Source organism: Streptomyces sp. NPDC088157, assembly GCF_044741545.1.
In the GTDB taxonomy this organism is placed as follows: domain Bacteria; phylum Actinomycetota; class Actinomycetes; order Streptomycetales; family Streptomycetaceae; genus Streptomyces.
Genome location: NZ_JBIUSU010000007.1, coordinates 273,587 through 290,432, shown reverse-complemented (window position 1 = coordinate 290,432; position 16,846 = coordinate 273,587). Strand labels below are relative to the sequence as shown.

General features: G+C 72.5%; 15 protein-coding genes. 7 read left to right on the top strand and 8 right to left on the bottom strand.

The window, feature by feature from the left end; translation table 11 throughout:
- The first annotated feature begins 48 nt into the window (after positions 1-48).
- Together ACIPFH_RS28235 and ACIPFH_RS28230 are read left to right on the top strand one after the other, a co-directional pair.
- Positions 49-918 carry a helix-turn-helix transcriptional regulator gene (locus ACIPFH_RS28235; protein WP_356248680.1) on the top strand — a complete coding sequence of 290 codons (870 nt, stop codon included), beginning with the start codon at positions 49-51 and terminating at the stop codon, positions 916-918.
- Positions 919-1,134: 216 nt separating this feature from the next.
- A complete protein-coding gene (locus ACIPFH_RS28230; RefSeq protein WP_189920944.1) occupies positions 1,135-1,326 on the top strand; it encodes a DUF397 domain-containing protein in 192 nt (63 codons plus the stop codon).
- A gap of 168 nt (positions 1,327-1,494) precedes the next feature.
- On the opposite strand, the gene ACIPFH_RS28225 is transcribed toward ACIPFH_RS28230, so the two are convergent.
- From ACIPFH_RS28225 to ACIPFH_RS28215, 3 genes are all read right to left on the bottom strand, one after another.
- Entirely contained in the window at positions 1,495-2,367 is an 873-nt protein-coding gene (locus tag ACIPFH_RS28225; RefSeq protein WP_401831143.1) for a MerR family transcriptional regulator, read from the bottom strand.
- A gap of 103 nt (positions 2,368-2,470) precedes the next feature.
- On the bottom strand, positions 2,471-2,974 hold the full coding sequence (locus ACIPFH_RS28220; protein ID WP_401830669.1) for a glutathione peroxidase: 504 nt from the start codon (positions 2,972-2,974) through the stop codon (positions 2,471-2,473).
- A 140-nt stretch (positions 2,975-3,114) separates the two neighbouring features.
- The gene (locus ACIPFH_RS28215; RefSeq protein ID WP_401830668.1) at positions 3,115-4,086 is read right to left on the bottom strand and encodes an ArsR family transcriptional regulator; all 972 of its coding nucleotides are present in this window, start codon (positions 4,084-4,086) and stop codon (positions 3,115-3,117) included.
- Positions 4,087-4,427: 341 nt separating this feature from the next.
- Here ACIPFH_RS28215 and ACIPFH_RS28210 point away from each other — a divergent pair, with 341 nt between their 5' ends.
- Positions 4,428-5,633, top strand: a complete 1,206-nt coding sequence (locus ACIPFH_RS28210; RefSeq protein WP_401830665.1) for an MFS transporter — start codon at positions 4,428-4,430, stop codon at positions 5,631-5,633.
- 144 nt (positions 5,634-5,777) lie between these two features.
- Here the strand turns inward: ACIPFH_RS28210 and ACIPFH_RS28205 are convergent, their stop codons facing one another.
- Together ACIPFH_RS28205 and ACIPFH_RS28200 are read right to left on the bottom strand one after the other, a co-directional pair.
- Positions 5,778-6,212: a MarR family winged helix-turn-helix transcriptional regulator gene (locus ACIPFH_RS28205; protein ID WP_401831140.1), complete on the bottom strand. Its 435-nt coding sequence runs from the start codon at positions 6,210-6,212 to the stop codon at positions 5,778-5,780.
- Between the two features lie 101 nt (positions 6,213-6,313).
- The gene (locus ACIPFH_RS28200) at positions 6,314-6,835 is read right to left on the bottom strand and encodes a DUF4396 domain-containing protein (RefSeq protein WP_401830663.1); all 522 of its coding nucleotides are present in this window, start codon (positions 6,833-6,835) and stop codon (positions 6,314-6,316) included.
- Positions 6,836-6,963: 128 nt separating this feature from the next.
- Between ACIPFH_RS28200 and ACIPFH_RS28195 the strand changes: the two genes are divergently transcribed.
- Together ACIPFH_RS28195 and ACIPFH_RS28190 are read left to right on the top strand one after the other, a co-directional pair.
- Positions 6,964-7,434 carry a BlaI/MecI/CopY family transcriptional regulator gene (locus ACIPFH_RS28195; RefSeq protein WP_401830660.1) on the top strand — a complete coding sequence of 157 codons (471 nt, stop codon included), beginning with the start codon at positions 6,964-6,966 and terminating at the stop codon, positions 7,432-7,434.
- A gap of 318 nt (positions 7,435-7,752) precedes the next feature.
- Positions 7,753-8,844, top strand: coding sequence for an acyltransferase family protein (locus tag ACIPFH_RS28190; protein ID WP_401830658.1), 1,092 nt, complete (start codon positions 7,753-7,755; stop codon positions 8,842-8,844).
- 15 nt (positions 8,845-8,859) lie between these two features.
- Here ACIPFH_RS28190 and ACIPFH_RS28185 read toward each other — a convergent pair whose 3' ends face one another.
- Both ACIPFH_RS28185 and ACIPFH_RS28180 read right to left on the bottom strand, forming a co-directional pair.
- A complete protein-coding gene (locus tag ACIPFH_RS28185) occupies positions 8,860-11,244 on the bottom strand; it encodes an FtsX-like permease family protein (protein ID WP_401830656.1) in 2,385 nt (794 codons plus the stop codon).
- On the bottom strand, positions 11,241-11,954 hold the full coding sequence (locus ACIPFH_RS28180; RefSeq protein WP_401831138.1) for an ABC transporter ATP-binding protein: 714 nt from the start codon (positions 11,952-11,954) through the stop codon (positions 11,241-11,243). Before ACIPFH_RS28180 ends, ACIPFH_RS28185 begins: the two co-directional genes overlap by 4 nt.
- A gap of 239 nt (positions 11,955-12,193) precedes the next feature.
- On the opposite strand from ACIPFH_RS28180, the gene ACIPFH_RS28175 reads away from it, so the two are divergent.
- Both ACIPFH_RS28175 and ACIPFH_RS28170 read left to right on the top strand, forming a co-directional pair.
- Positions 12,194-13,786, top strand: coding sequence for a sensor histidine kinase (locus tag ACIPFH_RS28175; RefSeq protein WP_401830655.1), 1,593 nt, complete (start codon positions 12,194-12,196; stop codon positions 13,784-13,786).
- Positions 13,783-14,475 (top strand): response regulator, encoded by a 693-nt coding sequence (locus ACIPFH_RS28170; protein ID WP_401830654.1) that lies wholly within the window; start codon positions 13,783-13,785, stop codon positions 14,473-14,475. Before ACIPFH_RS28175 ends, ACIPFH_RS28170 begins: the two co-directional genes overlap by 4 nt.
- Before the next feature lie 241 nt (positions 14,476-14,716).
- Here ACIPFH_RS28170 and ACIPFH_RS28165 read toward each other — a convergent pair whose 3' ends face one another.
- Positions 14,717-16,441, bottom strand: coding sequence for a dolichyl-phosphate-mannose--protein mannosyltransferase (locus tag ACIPFH_RS28165; protein WP_401830652.1), 1,725 nt, complete (start codon positions 16,439-16,441; stop codon positions 14,717-14,719).
- Positions 16,442-16,846 lie beyond the last annotated feature (405 nt).

Genomic DNA, 16,846 nt, shown 5'->3' with positions numbered 1-16,846 from the left:
GATACACAAAGTGTCAGTTACAGGCACGCAGCCGGAGGTGCACGTCCAGTGGCGTCCAATGTCAATCCCACCGTCAGGCGACGCCGGCTGGGTCAGGAGCTGCGTCGGCTCCGTGAGCTCAAGGGCATGACGGCCGAAGAGGTGGCCGAACGCCTGCTGGTGTCCCAGTCGAAGATCAGCCGGCTGGAGAACGGCCGGCGCAGCATCAGCCAGCGCGACGTCCGCGACCTGTGCGGGGTGTACGAGGTCGAGGACCAGCGGATGGTCGACTCGCTGATGGAGATGGCCAAGGACTCCCGCCAGCAGGGCTGGTGGCACGCCTTCGGCGACGTTCCGTACAGCGTCTACATCGGCCTGGAGACGGACGCGGCGAGTCTGCGCGTGTACGACCCGCAGGTCGTGCCCGGGCTGCTCCAGACCCGTCAGTACGCGGAGGCGCTGATCTCGGGCGCGCTTCCGGAGGCGCCGCCGGCGGACATCGAGAAGCGGATCCAGGTGCGCCTGCGCCGACAGGAACGTATTTCCACCGCCGACAACCCGTTGCGCCTGTGGGCGGTTCTGGACGAGGCGGCCCTGCGCCGCGAGGTCGGCAACCGGCAGGTGATGATCGAGCAACTGGAGTACCTGCTGGAGATGTCCCAGCTGCCGCACGTCACCGTGCAGTTGATCCCGTTCACCATGGGCGCGCATCCGGGGGTGAGCGGGCAGTACGCGATCCTCGAGTTCCCGGACGCCGCCGACTCCAGCGTGGTCTACATCGAGGGCGTCACCAGCGACCTGTACCTGGAGAAGCCGCAGGACGTGCAGAAGTACAGCGTGATGTACGAGCACCTGCGGGCCCAGGCCCTGAACGCCGACCAGACACGCGAGTTCATCGCGAAGGTGGCGAAGGACTATGCCAGGGAGGGCGCTTCGTGAAGTGAAGCGTCGCAAAGTACACCTTCAGCCGGGCCGAGGGGAAGTCCCTACGGAATATGCCATCCGGTCGGGTGAATAGTCGCTCCGCTTCGCGATGTTGGCGAGTAGCGTCGATCACGCCATCAAGCAACAACGATGGCGCAAACCGTGCCGTGCAGACGGAGACCTGCGCGCGGCGCGGTGACAGCAACTCGGCAACTGACTACCGGAGCGAACATGGCAATGCAGCAGGGCGCCGCGAACGAGTGGGTCAAGTCCTCCTACTCCCAGGGCAACGGCGCGTGCGTCGAGATCAAGTCCCCCGTCCGTGCGGCCATGGCCGTCCGTGACTCCAAGGTCACCGAGGGCCCGACCCTGGCCTTCCCCGCCGACGCGTGGAACACCTTCGTGGCATCGGTCAAGGCGTAAGGGGACGATCCCCTGAGACAGCACGACCAGCACGACCAGCGTCACAGGCACGATCAGCACGACCAGCACCACCAGCACGACCCAGGAGCCCCCTCGACCAGATCGCCGTCCTAGCCGAGGGGGCTCGGCACATCCCCGGCGCGGGCCGTCGGCCCCGCCGGCCTTCCGCTAGCCCCGCTTCACCGGGAACGCCACGTCGCACACCGGGTCCTCGGCCCCCGCCGCGTCCCAGTCGGCGAAGTAGACCTCCCGGCAGGGCCCGTCGTAGTCCCAGCCCTCCCGCTTCATCCAGGCCTCCACCGCCTCGTACGGAGCGAGGATCTGGGGGTGTGCCACCTGGGCCTTGGTGATCCTCGTGTACGCGAGCCGCCGGGCGGGCTCGACCCGGGCCCGGAACTGCCGTCCCCGGCCCTGCGCGGCGGCCGCCCAGGCCCTGGCCCCCGCCTCGTCGGCGACCGGCACACACGACTCGACCGGCCCGTCGCTCTCCATGGACACCGCGGAGTAGTACACGACGTACGGCGCCCCGACCACGCCCCCGCACTCCCCGGCCGCCTCCTCCAGCCGCCCCAGCGAGGCGGGGATCCACACGGGCAGCTCGTCCGCGAGGGTGTGCCGTGTCTCGGTGACGACCACCCGCTCGGGCACGTCCACCAACTGGACCTCGAACTTCTCGTACATCTCGGAGCTCCTCCCCGACAACCGTGCACGGAGGTAGGCGGCGAGGGTGCGCTGGGCGGCGAACCGGGTCTCGACATCGCCCCAGTAGGCGGCGAGCAGGTCCCCGGACTCGGGCCCGTCAGTGGTCTCCACCACTTCGGCGATCCGCGCGAGCGGCATGTCGAGCTGGCGCAGCATGGCCACCAGCCGGGCGCGTTCCACCTGGCCGGCGCGGTAATAGCGGTAGCCGCTGGCCTCGTCGATGTGCGCCGGGGCGAGCAGCCCGAGCCGGTCGTACAGCCGCAGTGCCTTGGCCGAGAGCCGGGCCCGTGCGGCGAACGCGCCGATGGTGAGCAGCTCGCCGTCATCCCTCACGTCCACCACGCGCCCCCGTCGTCCTCCGTCGCCGGACGGCCTTTCCGCCCGACGCCGAGGAGGCTCCGCCCTGCCCCAGGGACAAGGTCAAGCCGGACCGTCCGTCCGGCTAACCCAGCTGGCTCTCGATGGCCGCGACGACCTCGGCGGACTCGGGCTCGGTCTGCGGGGAGAAGCGGGCGACGACCGTCCCGTCCCGTCCGATCAGGAACTTCTCGAAGTTCCAGCGGATGTCGCCGTCGTGGCCCTCGCCGTCCGCGAACCCGACGAGCCGCTCGTACAGCGGGTGCCGCTCCGCACCGTTGACCTCGACCTTCTCGGTCAGCGGGAAGGACACGCCGTACGTGGCCGAGCAGAACTCGGCGATCTCCTCGGCGGTGCCGGGCTCCTGCCCGAGGAACTGGTTGCAGGGCACGCCGAGCACGGTGAAGCCCTGAGCGGCGTACCGCTCCTGGAGCTTCTCCAGGCCCGTGTACTGCGGGGTCAGACCGCACTTGGAGGCCACGTTCACCACCAGCACGGCCTTGCCGGTGTACTGCGAGAGCTCCGCGGAACCGCCCTTGAGGGCATCGATCTGGACGTTGAGGGGAGAGGCGCCGGCATCAGTAGTCATGCTGCGGATGCTAGCCCCGGACGGTGAACCCACCCCTTCCGGGGCCGTCCCCCGCTTCCGGTCCCGGCCCGTCCGCCCCGGCCTGCCGCCCCCTCGCACGGGCTCGCGGCTCGCCGCCCCTCCCCGTTCCGCCGGCTCCCCTACCCTTCGGCGGCCCTGGTCAGGACCTCTCCCGCCGCGGACCGCGAGTACAGCACCGACCGCCCCGCGCGCCGTCGCTCCACCAGCCCCGCGTCCAGCAGCACCCGCAGATGGCGGCCGACCGAACCGAGACCCTGGCCGGTCAGTGCGACCAGCTGGGTGGTGCTCAGGGGGCTCGAGAGGAGGATCAGCACCGTGGCCCGGCCGGGTCCCAGCAGGGAGCCCAGCGCCGCCGGTACGTCCCGGGCACGGTCCCGGTGGTCCTCGGCGAGCACCCCGGCGCAGGAATAGACGACGGCGTACCGTTCCCGCCCCTCCCACGACACCCACCCGGACTTCGGGGTGACCGGCACGAACACCAGCTCGGCGCCGGAGATCTCGCGGGGCGGATACTCGTGCAGGTTGACCTGAAACCGACTCTCGCCGAGCCACCGCGTCCCCGGCCGCAGCGAGTCCAGTACGGCGGCCCAGCCGCCCCGGGCGGCCTGCGTGGTCCGCGCGACGACGTCGGCCTCCAGGACGCGCCGCCGCCGCTCCCAGTGCGGCCGTACGCCCGCCTCCCACACGTACTCCAGCAGCCCGGCCGCCCGCTCCGGCAGGTCGTCCCGTTCCAGGACGGCGGGGAGCGGGCCGGCCAGGGACATCCTCAGATGGGCGCGGGCCTGCGCCGGGCAGGCCGCCCGTACCCGGGCCACGCCCTCCTCGAAGCTCTCGCCGTCCCTCGGCGTGGGGGTGAGGAAGTCGGCGATCCAACTCCGGCCGAGCCCGGCGCGCACCAGCTGCGCGGTCACCGCGTCGGCCGCCAGGAGGGCGCGGTAGCCGGGGAGACGGGCGTGCAGCCAGTCGCGCTCGCCGGGATGCGTGCCCACGCCCGCGTGCAGCAGTTTCAGACTCGCGAAGGTCTCGGCGAGCGGTGAGATCACGAACCGGCTGCGCGCCAGGGTGTCCGCGTTCACCTGCCACCAGCCCATACCCCAGCACCTCTCATCCCATAGAGCACAACGCCCATGCACCACACCCGTGCACCGCGCCCCATGAGGCACGGCGCCACACCATGCACCGCGCCGCATCGGGCACGGCGCCACACCATGCACCGCGCTCATGTACCGCGGCGCATCACGCACTGCGCTGATGTACCGCACCGCATCACGTACCGCGCTCACGCACCATGCCCACGCAATACGCGTCCCTCCACGCGGACCGCGTGACGCACGCGCGCGTGCGTGTGAGGCGGGCGGCGAGCCGCTCGACGACGTTTCGCGGCTGCGCGAAACAATAACCACCCCGCTCCGGGCCGCCACAGACTCCGCTCATGACCGGCCACACATACCGACAGCTCTTCCGCGTCCCCGAGTTCACCCCTCTCTTTCTCTCCGCCGCCGCCCACGCCGCCGCCGGCACGGTGAGCGGGCTCGCCCTCGCCACGCTCGTCTACCGGGCCACCGACTCCCCGCTGCTGTCGGCGGTGAGCATGTTCGGCCCGTCGCTCGCGCAGGTGCTGGGCGCGACCTTCTTCCTCTCGGGCGCCGACCGGCTGCCCCCGAGGTCGGCGCTGACCGGCCTCGCCCTCGCCTTCGCCGCCGCGACGGCCGTCCTGGCGCTGCCGGGGCTGCCGGTATGGGGCGTCTTCGCGGTCGTGCTCCTCCAGGGGCTTATCGCCTCGCTCGGCGGAGGCGTCCGCTGGGGCCTGCTGAACGAGATCCTCAGCAAGGACGGCTATCTGCCGGGGCGTTCGCTCTTCAACATGCTGAACGGGCTCATGCAGATCATCGGATTCGCCGTCGGCGGCGCGCTCGTGACCACGCTCTCCCCGCGCCCGGTCCTGCTGCTCGCCACCCTGCTCTACACGGCCGCCGCGGTGGTCACCCGGCTCGGTCTGACCGCCCGTCCGCCACGGGCCTCCGGCCGGCCCTCGGTCGCGGTGACCCGCCGTACGAACGCCCTCCTGTGGTCCTCCCGTCCCCGCCGCCTCACCTATCTGGGCCTGTGGCTCCCCAACGGCCTGGTCGTCGGCTGCGAGGCCCTCTACGTGTCCTACGACCCCGATGCGGCGGGCACGTTGTTCGCCTGCGGTGCGCTCGGCATGCTGGTCGGGGACGTGACCGTGGGCCGCCTCGTCCCGGCGGCCGTGCGTCCCCGCCTGGTCACCCCCCTCCTGCTGCTCCTGGCCACCCCCTACGTCTTCTTCGCCCTGCGCCCCGCGCTCCCGCTCGCCGCGGCCTGCGCCACCCTCGCCTCCGTCGGCTTCGGCGCGAGCCTCGTCCAGCAGGAGCGGCTGATGGCCCTCACCCCGCCCGAACTCAGCGGCCACGCACTGGGGTTGCACTCGGCCGGAATGCTCACGATGCAGGGCGTGAGCGCGGCCCTGGCCGGAGGCGTGGCCCAACTCACCTCGCCCGCGACCGCGATGACGGTGATGGCGCTGACGTCCATCGCGGTGACCTTGACGCTGAAGGCCGCCGCACGAACCGAGGCGGTGCGCGAAGCACACGACTTCGACCGGGCGGGCAAGGAATGACCGCCGGGCCGGCCAGGCGCCAGGGCCGGTCGTCCGTCGAAGCCGGTCGGAGATCGGGCCGGTCAGAGGTCGCTGCCGGCAAGACGCCTCGGCCGGTCAGAGGTCGGGGCCGGTGAGACGCCGGGGGGCAGAGGTTGGGGTCGGTCACACGTCGGGGTCGGTGAAGACCTCGGGCACCCGGTTGTCGATGACGACGCGGGCGAGAAGCGCGGCGAGCCGGTCGCGCTCGTTCGTGTTCAGCCCCGAGGGCAGGTTGTCGACGCGGCGGCACGTCTCGTCGTAGAACCCCTGCGCGAGCCGCTCGCCTTCCTCGGTGAGGCCTACGCGGACGGCACGCCCGTCCCGCGGATCCGGCTCGCGCCGGACCAGCCCGCGCTGGACGGTGCGGTCCACGAGCCCCGTCAGGCTCGACTTGGCGAGCCCGAGCATCTCGCCGAGTTCGCTCATGCCGTACGGCTGCGGCATCAGCACGCACAGCAGTTGGCCCTGCTGCGGAGTGAGGCCGTGGGCGCGGCTCGACTCGGCGTACACGGCGTTCACGAGAAACGCCGACCGCACCAACGCGCTCACGACCGCCATCTGACCGCCTGCGGTTTTCCCCATGAGGGGAAAGACTAGTGCGGGAGTTGGCGTTCAGCAGGCCGAGAGCGAAGCCGGGCGGGAGCCGAGAGCGGGGGCCGTCAGGCGTGCGCGGAGTGGGCGACGGCGTGGCCCTTGCCGCGGCCGATCATCCACTTGTTCACGGGCGTGGTGATCAGGAAGGCGACCGCGAAGCCGCCCAGCAGGGCCGCCCAGAAGAGACCGTCCGACAACTGGGCCTCCATCGCGCCCGGGGTGAGGGCGACGATGGTGTTGTCGACCAGCTCCATCACGGCGATCGACACGGTGTCGGCGGCCAGCGCCACCTTGACGGCGGCCCGGAGGTCAAGTCCGGCCCGGCGTACCGCGAACAGGGTGAAGGAGTAGCCGAACAGGAACGCGAGAACGATCGCGACGACCATGGTTGGCGCATTGCCCCAGCCGAGGGCGGTACCGACGACCATCCCGAGGATCTCTCCGATGGCGCAGCCGGTCAGGCAGTGCAGCGTCGCCTTCCCGGCCATCGCCCAGGAAGCGTCCCCGTGTCCGACGGGGGACCCGTGCTCGTGGTGTCGGTCAGGGTGCCGACCGTGGTGCTCGGTGTGGTGCTGGTCGTGAGCCATGCCTCCTGTATACCCCCCAGGGGTATGCAGGGCAAGGGGAGAGGCGACGTCGGCTCCGCGTGGTCGGCTGCCAGTGGTCTATACGATGTCGGACCGGGAAACGGACGGCGGCGCGGAGGAGACGGGGCGTGACGGATCACCGGCAACCTCGCCGGCGGCGGAGACAGGGCGAGCTGGAGGCGCTGGTCCTGTCGGCACTGCGGGAGGCGGACGGTCCGGCCACCGCCGGGTGGGTGCGGGAGCGTCTGGGCGGCGGTCTCGCCTATACGACGGTGATCACGGTCCTCACCAGGATGCTGGCCAAGGGCGCGGTCACCCGCGAGCGCGGCGGGCGGTCGTTCGCGTGGCTGCCCGCGTCGGACGAGGCGGGTCTCGCCGCCCACCGCATGCGCAGGGTGCTCGACGCCGAGCGGGACCGCGAGGCCGTGCTGGCCAGCTTCGTCACCGGCCTCGGCCCCGACGACGAACGGCTGCTGCGTGAACTGTTGGGTCACTCCCGCGACGAAGGCGAAGACAGGAACAGGGACAGGAACGACGACAGGGACAGGGGCGAAGGCACGGCCACGGCCACGGACACGGCCACGGACACGGAAGGCTGACGCCTCTCCCGCCGAGCCCATGCTTCCGCTCCTGCGCGCGGCGACGCCCCTCTGATCGTGTCGGGAGGGTTTACCCGACCGAAAGGCGGTAAGCAGGGCACCGGTAAAGGTGTCGGAGCTTCCCCCCTCAGCGGCTCGAGCGGGTCATGGGGCCAGGAGCACGGTTCGTGTGAGAGGTGTTCTGGTCTGTCCGGGTTGCGCCAGGAGGGCATCGGGCAGGCCACGCTGCCCTCTACGAGTACCGAGCCGACAAGGGCGGAGGCAGCACAGGCGGCAGCGGCACAGGCAGAGGCAGTGCAGACAGCACAGGCAGCGGTCATGAGGGCCGTGGAGGCCGCGCCGGTACAGGCAGCGGCGACACGGGGCGGGCCCGCACAGGGCGCGGCTGCGGGGAAGCGCGACGCGTTCTTCGACAACGCCAAGTACCTGGCGATCCTGCTGGTGGCCGTGGGCCACGCCTGGGAACCCCTGCGTGAGGGCAGCCGTACCGTCACCGCGCTGTACACGCTCGTGTACGCCTTCCACATGCCGGCGTTCATCGTCGTCTCCGGCCACTTCTCACGCGGCTTCGACGGCAGCCCGCGGCGCGTCAAGCGCCTGATCACCGGCGTGGTCGTGCCGTACGTGGTCTTCGAGGTGGCCTACACCCTCGTCACGCGATGGACGGACGACGTCCCCGACCGGGACATCAGCCTGCTGGACCCCCTCTACCTGACCTGGTTCCTGGCCGCCCTGTTCATCTGGCGGCTGACCACGCCGGTCTGGCGCCTCGTGCGGTGGCCGTTGCCGCTCGCCCTGGTCATCGCGATGCTCGCGACCCTCTCGTCCGCCATCGGCGACGACCTCGCCCTCCAGCGGGTCCTTCAGTTCCTGCCCTACTTCGTCCTGGGCCTGCTGCTGAAGCCGGAGCACTTCCGGCTGGTGCGCCGCCGCGCGGTCCGGGTCCTGTCGGTGCCAGTCCTCGCGGCCGCCCTGGCCGTGGCGTACTGGGCGGCCCCGCGCCGGATCTACCCCTGGTTCTTCCACGACGACAGCGCCGCACAACTCGGGGCGCCCGCCCGGTACGGCCCCCTGATGACCCTGGCCACCTTCGGCTGCTCCGTCGTCCTGGTCGCCTGCTTCCTGGCCTGGGTGCCGGGGCGCCGCACCTGGTTCACCGCCCTGGGCGCGGCCACCCTCTACGGCTACCTGCTCCACGGCTTCGTCAAGCAGGCCGCCGGGCCCGCCCACTGGTACGACCACCCCTGGATCCACCAGCCGCTCGGCGCCCTCACCGTCACTCTGGTCGCCGCACTGGCCGTCACCCTGCTGTGCACACCGCCCGTCCGGCGGGCCTTCCGGTGGGTGGTGGAGCCGCGGGCGGAGTGGGCGTTCAGGAGCGACGGCGAGGGCGGACGCACGGCCGCGTAGGGCCGACTTCCACGGTCACTCGGTGCGCAGGGCGGTCGCGGTGGTCGTCCTGGCGGCCCAGCCGGCCGGGAGCAGGGCCCCCGCCACCGCGATGACCAGCCCGCCCAGGGCGAGCAGGGCCAGCTCGGGAGCGTCGTAGACGGCGATGTTCGAGGCGGGCAGGGTCATGCCGACGGCATCGCCCATGAGCGGCGTGACGTACCGGTGCAGGGCCACCCCGGCCGGGACCGCCACCGCGCCGGCCACCAGGCCGATTCCGGCGACCGAGGTGACGACCATGGTCACGGTCTGGCGGGGTGCCATGCCGAGGGCCTTGAGGACGCCGAGGTCGTGGACCCGGTCGCGGGTGTCGAGGACGACCGTGTTGAGCACACCCAGGCCGGCGACCACGACGAGCATCAGGGTGAGCGTCCCGATCAGCGCGTCCATGGCGGCGATCACACTGGAGGTGTCGGCGGTGTTGGCCAGGGCGACGGCGCCGAGCGGGTCGAGCGCGTCGTTGAGCGAGGCCAGGTAGCCCGTCGGGTCCGTGCCCGGTTCCGTCTCCACGCTGTACCGGCCCGGCGTCGCGTCGAGTCCCAGCGCGGTCAGGGTCGAGGTCCCGGTCAGGAGCTCCATGCCCTCGCCCTGCGTGAAGAACGCCTCGCCGACGATGCGCACCGGGACGTGCCGTCCCCGCTCGGTCAGGGTCACCGTGTCCCCGACCCGGATCCCGGCGGCCTTCAGGAACCGGGTGGTGACCACGGCCTGGCCCGGCCCGTCGAGCCAGTCGCCCGAGACCATCTGCGGGGCGCCCCACGACGCGTCGCCGTCGTACGCCACGACCGTGGTGGCCCCGGTGACGCCGGACGCGCTCACCTCCGCCTGGGCCGTGCCGTAGAAGCGGCTGGTCCCCCGCTGCGCACGGAGCGCGGCGGCGATCTCGGCCGGGTCGGCCTTCGGCTCGTCGGGCCCGCCGCCCACGTGGACCGCCCGCGCGCCGGGCGGCGCCTGCCCGCCGCCCGTCTCCACGACGACCGATCCGCCCGAGTCGAGCATGCGGCCCGACTGAACGGCCCCGAGCGTGAGGGCGAGCCCGACCCCGAAGGTGACGGAGGCGGCGCCGAAGACGACCGCCGCGGCCATCGTCGCCGAACGCGCCGGGCGCGCGAAGGGGCCCGCCAGCCCGAGACCGACCGCGCGCGGTACCGGCAGCCGTCCCGCCAGCCGCCGCGCCAGGCGCCCCCGGCCGGTGCCGGGCGTGCGCCCGGCGGTGATCGCCGCCACGGTGCGCAGCCGTCCGGCGCGCAGCGCGGGCACCAGAGCGGCGCAGGCGACCAGGGCGAGCGCGGCGGCGGGCACGGCGAGGTCGATCCACAGGGGAATCGACGCCGACGGACCGTCGAAGGCCTCGCCCACCTCGTCCAGCACGGGGACGGCCAGCAGGTTGCCCACCACCAGCCCCAGGGCACAGCCGACGGCCGCGGGGATCAGCGCCTGTCCGACATAGGCGCGCACGACCTGCGCCGGGGTGAAGCCGAGGGACTTGAGGATGCCGATGCGCCGGGTCGCGGCGCCCACCGCGCCGCTGACGACGATGCCGATGACCAGGACCGACAGGAGCAGCCCGAGGACACCGAACGCGGCCAGGAACGGCACGAACGCCAGCGCGTTGGCGGTCTCCTGCTGTTTGACGGTCAGATAGGACTGCGATCCGGTCAGCGCGCCCTTGGGCACCGTGGCGGTGATCGCGGCGCGGCCGGCGGCCACCTGGGCGTCGGTACCGGCGTCACGGAAGCGGTAGAGCATCTCGTACGACGGTGTGCCGCCCGGCGCGGCCAGCGACTCGGCCCGTGCGGGAGTCACCCAGGCATCCGCGGTGCCAGTCACCGACCGGGCGACGCCGACGACGGTCAGCGTCGGGCTGCCCGGGGCGGTCGGGAACGTCAGCCGCGCGCCCGGTTCGACGGGCATCTCGTCCTTGGCCACCACGATCTGGCCGGGGCCGGTGAGCCAGGTGCCGGCGACGAGATCGACCCTGTCGACGCCGCCCGCGGCCTCCGCCCGGCCGGCGACCGTCATCGGCGGCAGATCGACGCCCGCCGGCAGGAAGTCCGAGGGCGAGGCGGTACGCGCGCGTACCGAAATGGTGCGGAAGGGCCCGGCGGTGGCGGTCACGCCCGACGCGCGGGCGGTCGCCGTGAGCTTCGGGGCCGTCACCTTCGTACCGTCGAACGACGCGGTCAGATGAGCGCCGTGCCGCTGGGCGAAGGCATGGTCGAAGGGAGCCCGGGACGCGACGAGCAGGCCGGCGGCCAGCACCGACGCGGTGACGGCCATCAGGGTCGTCATGGTCATCACCGCGGTCTGCACCCGCCGCCGTCCGACCCCGGCGCGCACCACCCGGCCGAGGGCGCTCACCGGTTCACCGCCGTGGCGCCCATGGCGCCCGTCGCGCCCGTGGCGCCTGTGGGGTGCCTGGTGTCCCGGACGACGCGTCCGTCGACCAGCTCGACGGTCCGGGTCGCGCAGGCGGTGGCGAGGCCCAGGTCGTGGGTGACCAGGACGATCGTCTGCCCCGAGTCGTTGAGTTCCGTCAGCAGTTCCCTGACGTCCTCGCCGGAGGCGGTGTCCAGCGCGCCGGTGGGCTCGTCGGCCAGCAGCAGAGCCGGACGGTTCATCAGGGCCCGGGCCACCGCGACCCTTTGCCGCTCCCCGCCGGACAGCCTGCCGGGGTAGGCGCCCGCGTGCCGGTCGATGCGGAGGTCCGCGAGCAGTCCGGCGGCCCGGGCGCGGGCCTCGGCCCGGGGCGCGCCCGCCAACTGGGCGGGCAGCAGCACGTTGTCGGTGACCGTCAGGTCGTCCAGAAGATTGAAGAACTGGAAGACCATGCCGACCTTCGTCCGCCGGTACCGCGCCGACCCGGCCTCGCTCAGCTCGTCCACCCGCAGCCCGTCCACCGTGACGCTGCCCGTGCTCGGCCGGTCGAGTCCGGCGATCAGGTTGAGCAGCGTGGACTTCCCGCTGCCCGACGGCCCGAGAACCGCGAGCGCCTCTCCCGCGCCCACGCTCAGCGTCACGTCGGCGAGGGCCGGCGGCCCTTCCCCGTACGTCCTGCTCACAGCCCGCATGTCGATGACGGGCGCGGTCGGTGCCACGGTGCCTCCAGGGTCGGCGGTCGACGGTTCGGTCCGAAGCTAGGGGCCGGCCCGGGCCCGGGGCGTCGCCCGTGACGGCGAGACCGGCTGCCGTCCCGGGATGACCCGCCGGGCACGTCATCCCTGCGATGTACGCGGGTGATGCAGCCCGCCGCGCCGCCGTCCGCAGCGGGACGGATGTGGGCGGACACGGGGCTTGCCACACTGTGCCCATGGGCGGGGCGAGCGGCACGGGCGGTACGGGCGGGGCCGTCCGGCCGCGCGGCGTGGAGCGGGCGTGGACGGTGGAGCGGGCGCGGATCGTGGAGCGGTGGAGAACGGGTGCCGCGGCGCTGCTGCGCCGGAGCCCGCTGCCGCGCCCGTCCCGGTGGATGTGGACCGCCGACGCGATCCTCGCCTTCGTCCTCGCCGCCTGCACGGTGGGCACCGCCTACCGGCAGGGCGACAGCGCCCTGCCGGTTCCGCCGGTCCTGGTTCCGGCGGCGCCGGTGCCGCCGTCGCTGCCGACGCCGGGTGTCCCGCCGACCGGCCAGTTCCCACTCCCGGGTGTCCCGCCGACCGGTCAGTTCCCGTTCCCGGGCATGGGCGGGGACTTCACGGCGTACGGCGAGGCCGTCCACCCGTGGCAGCTGGTACTGGCGGCGCTGACCGCGTTGCCCCTGGTGGCGCGACGCCGGTTCCCGCTGTCCGCGTTCTGGGCGGTGACCGTCGCGAGCCTGGCGTTCAACCAGCACCTGCGTGGCGGCGACCCGACCCTGTACACGTTCCTCTCCTGCGTGGTCGCCGCCTACAGCGCGGCCGTGTACAGCCCCTACCGGGCGGGGGCGCTCACCAGTCTGGTGGCCGGCGCCGGTCTGCTCGCCGTGCTGCACGACGAGAACTTCCCGTCGTTCGCTCCCGGTCTGGTGCCGTTCCTCGCGCTGCTCGGGGTGGGACTGGGGGCCAACGCGGTGCACACCTGGAAGCAGCGGCTGCGCGCTCTGGAGGAGGAGCACGAGGCCGCCATGCGGCTGGCGGTCGACCGGGAACGTTCCCGGATCGCGCGCGAACTGCACGACGTCGTCACCCACAATGTGAGCGTGATGGTGATCCAGGCGGGCGCGGCCCGCAAGGTAATGGACACCGCGCCCGACCGGGCCCGCCAGGCCCTGCTGGCCGTCGAGGCGAGCGGGCGCACGGCGATGGCCGAACTGCGCCATGTCATGGGCCTGCTCACCATGGCCGGCGACGGGCCGGGAGAGGGGCCCGGGGACGGGCTCGGGTACGTGCGCGCCGACGGGTACGGACACGTGCCCGGCGACGGATACCAGCCCGGTGACGGACACGGACAAGGACACGGCGACGGGCCCGGGGGATACGGGTACGGGCGAGGCGACGGCCTCGATCCGGCCGCCGGGCCCGATCTGGCGCCGCAACCGGGTCTCGCCCAGGTGCCCGCCCTCGTCGACCGGATCCGCGAGACCGGCGTCCCCGTCGAGCTGACCGTCACCGGCACCCCGGCCCCCCTCGTCGTCGGCGCCGACCTGGCCGCGTACCGCGTGGTGCAGGAGGCGCTGACCAACACCGTCAAGCACGCCGTCGGCAGCCGGGTGCGGATCGCCGTCGACCACGTCCCCGGCGCGGTGCGCATCGAGGTGTCCGACACCGGCGGCACGTCCGCGACACCGGACGGTCCCGGCGGCGGCCGCGGGCTGATCGGCCTCCACGAACGTCTCGCCGTCTACGGAGCCACCCTCCGCGCGGGCGAACGACCCACGGGCGGCTTCGAGGTCCGCGCCGTCATACCGGTCGAGGAGCTCGGATGACCGAGCCGCCGCCGCGCGTGGTGATCGCCGACGACCAGGCACTGGTCCGCACCGGCTTCGGCATGATCCTGGCGGCGGACGGCATCGACGTCGTCGCCGAGGCCGCCGACGGGGACCAGGCCGTCGAAGCGGTCCGCCGCACCCGCCCCGACCTGGTCCTCATGGACATCCGGATGCCCGGGACCGACGGCCTGGAAGCCACCCGGCACATCCTCTCCGGCGCGGTGCTGCCCGACCCGCCCCGCGTCATCATGCTGACCACCTTCGATCTCGACCGCTACGTCTACGCGGCCCTCGCCGCCGGCGCGAGCGGCTTCCTCCTCAAGGACGTCACCCCGGAGCACCTGGTCGCCGCCGTCCGCCTCGCCCGCACCGGGGACGCGCTGCTCGCCCCGGCCATCACCCGGCGCCTGGTCGAACGGTTCGTGGCGAGTGAGGCACCGGCTTCCGCCGTCCTGCACCGGGACCTGGCGGTGCTGACCCCGCGCGAGCTCGAAGTCCTCCGCTCGCTCGGCAGCGGCCTGAGCAACGCCGAACTCGCCGCGCGCTTCCGGCTGAGCGAGGCCACCGTGAAGACCCACGTGGCCCGCATCCTCGCCAAGCTCCGCCTGCGGGACCGCGCCCAGGCCGTCGTCGTCGCCTACGAGACCGGTCTGATCACCCCGGGAACGTCCGCGAGGCATGAGTGACCGCTCCCGGGGGTGGGTGACGGACGAGGGCGCACGTCGCTGTGGACGCACGCCTGCCGGCCGACGACCGTCGCTCGTACTCACCCCGCTCCGAACACCGCGGGGGCGGACCCCGGCAGCGGGCCGCGGAGAGCATGACGGCCGAGTGCGTCCGCGGCGGCGAGGCCGTCGGCCGCCGTACGGGCCGTTGCCGACCGATGTGTTGCCGACCGATGTGTTGCCCACCGATGGTGTGCCCGGCTCAGATCCAGGTGTCGAGCCACATCCTGGCGTGCCAGTCGGCGTACGGGATCGTCTGCCCGGTGTATATCGGGAAGAAGTAGACGAAGTTCCAGACGATGAGCAGCACCAGCACGCCCGCGGCCACCGCGCCCAGGGCACGCCGTCGGTCGTCCGCCCCCGGCGGACCCAGCAGCGCGCCCAGCGCCATCGCCACGGCCAGGCACAGGTACGGCACGAAGGCCACCGCGTAGAAGGAGAAGATCGTGCGGTCCTGGTAGAGGAACCAGGGTAGGTATCCGGCGGCCACCGCGCACAGCACGGCGCCGGCGCGCCAGTCGCGGCGCAGTGCCCATCGGTAGAGCAGATAGACGAGCGCGCAGCACGCCGTCCACCACAGGAGCGGTGTCCCCAGCGCGAGGACCGCCTGCGAGCACGCACCCGACGAGTGACACCCGTCCCGCCCCGGTCGGGGAGACTCGTAGTGGAACAGCACGGGGCGGCCGAGAACCAGCCAACTCCAGGGATTGGACTCGTACTTGTGCGGAGTGTGCAGCCCCACGTTGAACTCGTACACCCCGTACTCGTAGTGCCAGAGGCTGCGCAGCGCGGCCGGAACCCACGACCACGCGCCACCGCGGCCGTCCGCCCAGTGCCGCCCGTAGCCGTCGTCGGACAGGAACCACCCCGTCCACGTCGTCAGATAGGTCACCACCGCGACCGGAACGACGGACAGCACCGACCGGCCGAGGTCCTTGCGCAGCACCGCCCGGTACGGGCGGCCGGCCCCCGCCACGCGGCGGGAACCGACGTCCCACAGCAGGGTGAGGACCATGAAGAAGGCGAGGAAGTACAGGCCGTTCCACTTGGTCGAGGCCGCCAGTCCCAGGAAGAACCCGGCTGCGAGCCGCCACGGACGCACTCCCGTCCCGGCGCGGTCGCCGGTGACCCGGTCCGGGCGCGCATGGCCGTCCGCGCCGACCGGAAGGGCTGCCGCGAGCCGGGCCCGCGCGTGGTCCCGGTCGATCAACAGGGAACCGAACGCCGCCAGCACGAAGAACATGACGACGAGGTCCAGCAGGGCGGAGCGGCTCATCACCACGTGCAGACCGTCCACCGCCAGCAGCGCGCCGGCCAGGCAGCCCAGGGCCGTCGACCGGAACAGGCGGCGACCGGTCCGGCACAGCATGAGCACCGACAGCGTGCCGAGGACCGCGGTCATGAAGCGCCAGCCGAACGGCGTGAGGCCGAACATCCACTCGCCGAGCGCGATCACCCACTTGCCCGTCGGCGGGTGTGCGACGAAGGCCCCGGTGTCGGAGAACGGGATCACCTGAGGGTGCGCGAGGATCTGCGGGTCGGCGATCTTGCGGTCCGGCCAGGTGCCCTCGTAACCGAGCCTCAGCAGCGCCCAGGCGTCCTTGGCGTAGTAGGTCTCGTCGAAGATCAGGTCCCGCGGCCGGCCGAGGCGCCAGAAGCGGATCGCTCCGGCCAGGACGGCGACGAGTACCGGCCCCAGCCAGTCCATCGCCCTCGCGACGCGATACGCCCGTGCCCGATCGAGGCGGGTGAGTTCCCAGAGGCGGGTCGACGGCTCGGGAAACGGCGGAACCAGGCGCTCGCGGACGTCGGTCCTGGGGCGTCCGGCATATCCGAACCGGCGCAGACGGTCCTGTCGGCCGCGGGGCTCCGCAGCCGGAGGGGCGCTGTCGAGGACAGGGGAGCGCGGCACGCTGCTACTCGTCACCGGACGACCCTAAACGGTGACGTGTTGCCCCAAGTCGGCGGCGTAGCAGGGGAGTCGGCTCGAAAGCGCTGCCGCCGGGGGCCGTTTCGCACGGCGGGGCCACAGTGTGGGGCGAGGCACTCCCCGCGTCGCTCCATTCGGCCCGTTCACGCCGTTGACCAGCGAAGACGCGAAAGTCCCGCCGACTGATCCGGCCGCCGCGACCACGGTCCCGTCGGAGATGGAAAGCGATCTCCATCACCTTCTGGAGCCGTTTCTGTTCGCACCGTTGACACCCCGGACACCCCCTTTTATTGTCACGCCACCATTCCGACCGCGTGACGATATTTCGAACGGCTGAAAGGCAAGTGGCGTGCGCGCCCCCGAAATCAGTACATACGTGGCAGGAGCGCATCGGCGCGGCCC